The sequence below is a fragment of the Fluviicola sp. genome, from assembly GCF_030151805.1.
Lineage (GTDB): Bacteria > Bacteroidota > Bacteroidia > Flavobacteriales_D > Crocinitomicaceae > Fluviicola.
Map to the genome: position 1 here is coordinate 1 of NZ_JASLCN010000164.1, position 2,786 is coordinate 2,786.

Below are 2,786 nucleotides of genomic sequence, written 5' to 3' on the forward strand. Positions count from 1 at the left end.
ACCGAACTGCACCAGCTTTTTACGCAGATAGTTTACATAAACATCCACTACATTCGTTCCTGATTCAAAATCAATTCCCCAAACTTCTTCCAGAATATCCATTCGTGAAAGTACCTTTTTGGGATTCATCACGAACAATAAAAGAAGCCGGTATTCGGTAGATGTCAAACTGATCGGGTTCCCGGCTCTCGTCACTGTTTTCTGATTGTCGTCGATCACCAGGTCGTCAAATTGAAAAATCGGATTCTGAACCGGATTCAAATTCTCCATTCTGCGCAGCAAGGATTTCACCCGGGCATTCAATTCAATAAACTTAAATGGTTTGGGCAGATAATCGTCGGCCCCGGAATCCAATCCCAAAGCAACATTTTCAGCAGTTCCCAAAGCCGTCAGCATTAAAATCGGAACCTGGCTCGTTTCGCGGATCTTTGAACAAACCTGCAGGCCGTTCATTCCGGGCAGCATGATATCCAAAATAATCAGATCCGGATTCCAGAAATGAAATTCATCCAGCCCCCTGAGTCCGTCATTGGAAACTTTCGTGTCGAAGTTTTCTTCCATAAGTCCTTTCTGAACCAGGGAGCTGATCTGCGGATCATCCTCAATAATCAATATTTTTTTCACTGAAATTTGATTGAAGGCTAAAATTAGCAAAAAAAAGAAAGATGGTTTCAGGATGTTCTAAATGACGTAACCTATTAATTTACAGTCCCGTCCCAATATTGGGAAATTGGGTTTTTGGGTTTTTCCAAAATTCCAAAAAACCTCCTCAAAAATTTGGAACATACGCCCTTTTCAACTAACTTAAATAGAGAACATACATTTTTAACCCTTTAAACATCACTATTTTATGGGCGTAATTAAATACTTCGATTATTCTCCTCAAACGCTTTCGATTTCCATGGTCGGAAGGGCACTTGCGCATCCGTGTCGTGTAAAAATCATGGAATTACTTCTCGAAAGAAAAAAGTTAAACAACTTGGAATTTGCAGAATATTTCGGAATGACACGTTCCACTATTCACGACCACCTGGTGAAGCTTTGGCAGGCGGATATCATCAACATCGCTTCAGAACAAGGATCAACCATTGCTTCGATATCAGAAAGTCAAGTTGAAAAATACATGCTTTTGGCAGCACTTTTTACTTTTGAACGAAAAGATGGATTTCATTTGGGGGTATTAGACTAACTTTGCCATTCAATTTTAACAGTATGCAATTAGATTCCGCTGTCATCGAAGCATTGAAAAATGGTAAAACTATTTTGTATCCGTCGGATACTATCTGGGGACTTGGTTGCGATGCCACGAATGAAGAAGCATGTAAACGCATTTTGGAGATTAAGCAACGACCTGAAAACAAGAGTTTCATTCTTTTGGTCGACAGTTTTCAAATGATTGAGAAATACATTCCGGAATTCCCCTCTGTTTGTTATGATTTGGTCGATTTATCTGAAAGACCACTCACCATTGTTTATCCGAATGCAAGGGGTTTGGCTCCAAGTGTATTGGCAGAAGATGGTTCTGTGGGAATCCGCCTGACGAAAGATCCTATTTGCCTGGCATTGATCAGAAGCATCCGAAAGCCGTTGGTTTCTACTTCTGCAAATCTTTCAGGATCGCCTTTTCCAACAAATTTCAACAACATTGATCAACAGATCAAAAATCAGGTAGATGCTATCCTGGAAGAACGCGTCAACGAAGAGCTCAAAACTCCTTCTCAAATCATTAAAATCGGATTGGACAGTTCGATAAAAGTAATCAGAAGCTGATTTTTCTAAATTCAGTAACTTTGTATCCGCATGCACACACAAAATTTCGCTCATAAACTCAAACATCCTGTTTTCAAGGTTGTTTCTCAAATCATTTCTGAAAAAGGCCTGGAAGCATATGTTATCGGTGGATTTGTGCGGGATTTATTGCTGGAGCGACCTTCGAAAGACATTGATATTGTCGTTGTAGGAAACGGAATGGATCTTGCTCAGGCTGCCGGGGAAAAACTGCGGGTTAAAAAAGTAAACCTGTTTAAGAATTTCGGAACCGCGCAGTTCAATTACAAAGATCTGGACGTGGAATTTGTGGGAGCCCGAAAGGAATCTTATCAAAGAGATTCGCGCAAACCCATTGTTGAAGACGGAACTCTGAGCGATGATCAGAAACGGAGAGATTTCACCATCAATGCACTTGCATTGGATTTGCGGGCAGAAACCTTCGGAAATCTGATTGACCCGTTTAACGGATTAGATGATCTTGAAAATGGAATTCTTCGCACCCCGCTGGATCCGGATACAACGTATTCCGATGATCCGCTGCGGATGATGCGTGCCATTCGTTTTGCCACACAGCTTGGTTTTCAAATTGAATTAAAAAGCCTTCAGTCCATCCTGGAAAATGCATCCCGCCTGGAAATTATTTCCAGAGAACGGATCATGGATGAACTAAATAAGATTATCCTGGCAGAAACCCCTTCGCGCGGATTTGAACTGTTGAATTCAACCAAATTGCTGCACCAGTTTTTTCCGGAAATGATCGCATTGCATGGAGTAGAAACACGCGACGGGAAAAGTCACAAAGACAATTTTTATCACACACTGGAAGTTCTCGACAATGTGGCGAAGAATTCAGATAATCTGTGGTTGCGATGGGCAGCTATTCTCCATGATATCGCTAAACCTCCGACCAAGAAATTCGATCCGCAGGTTGGCTGGACATTTCACGGACACGAAGAATTGGGAGCACGCATGGTTCCTAAAATTTTCGCGCGACTGAGATTACCGCTTGATGTGAA

General features: G+C 41.5%; 4 protein-coding genes. 3 read left to right on the top strand and 1 reads right to left on the bottom strand.

Annotated elements, in window-relative coordinates:
- Nucleotides 1-624, bottom strand: a 624-nt coding sequence (locus Q1V93_RS06235) for a response regulator transcription factor (RefSeq protein WP_300662871.1), incomplete at its 3' end; no start/stop codon positions are given.
- A 226-nt stretch (nt 625-850) separates the two neighbouring features.
- On the opposite strand from Q1V93_RS06235, the gene Q1V93_RS06240 reads away from it, so the two are divergent.
- The 3 genes from Q1V93_RS06240 to Q1V93_RS06250 form a co-directional block, all read left to right on the top strand.
- Entirely contained in the window at nt 851-1,189 is a 339-nt protein-coding gene (locus tag Q1V93_RS06240; protein WP_300662873.1) for a helix-turn-helix transcriptional regulator, read from the top strand.
- A gap of 23 nt (nt 1,190-1,212) precedes the next feature.
- Entirely contained in the window at nt 1,213-1,770 is a 558-nt protein-coding gene (locus Q1V93_RS06245; protein WP_300662875.1) for an L-threonylcarbamoyladenylate synthase, read from the top strand.
- A 30-nt stretch (nt 1,771-1,800) separates the two neighbouring features.
- A partial coding sequence (locus Q1V93_RS06250; protein ID WP_300662877.1) for an HD domain-containing protein occupies nt 1,801-2,786 on the top strand: 986 nt, incomplete at its 3' end.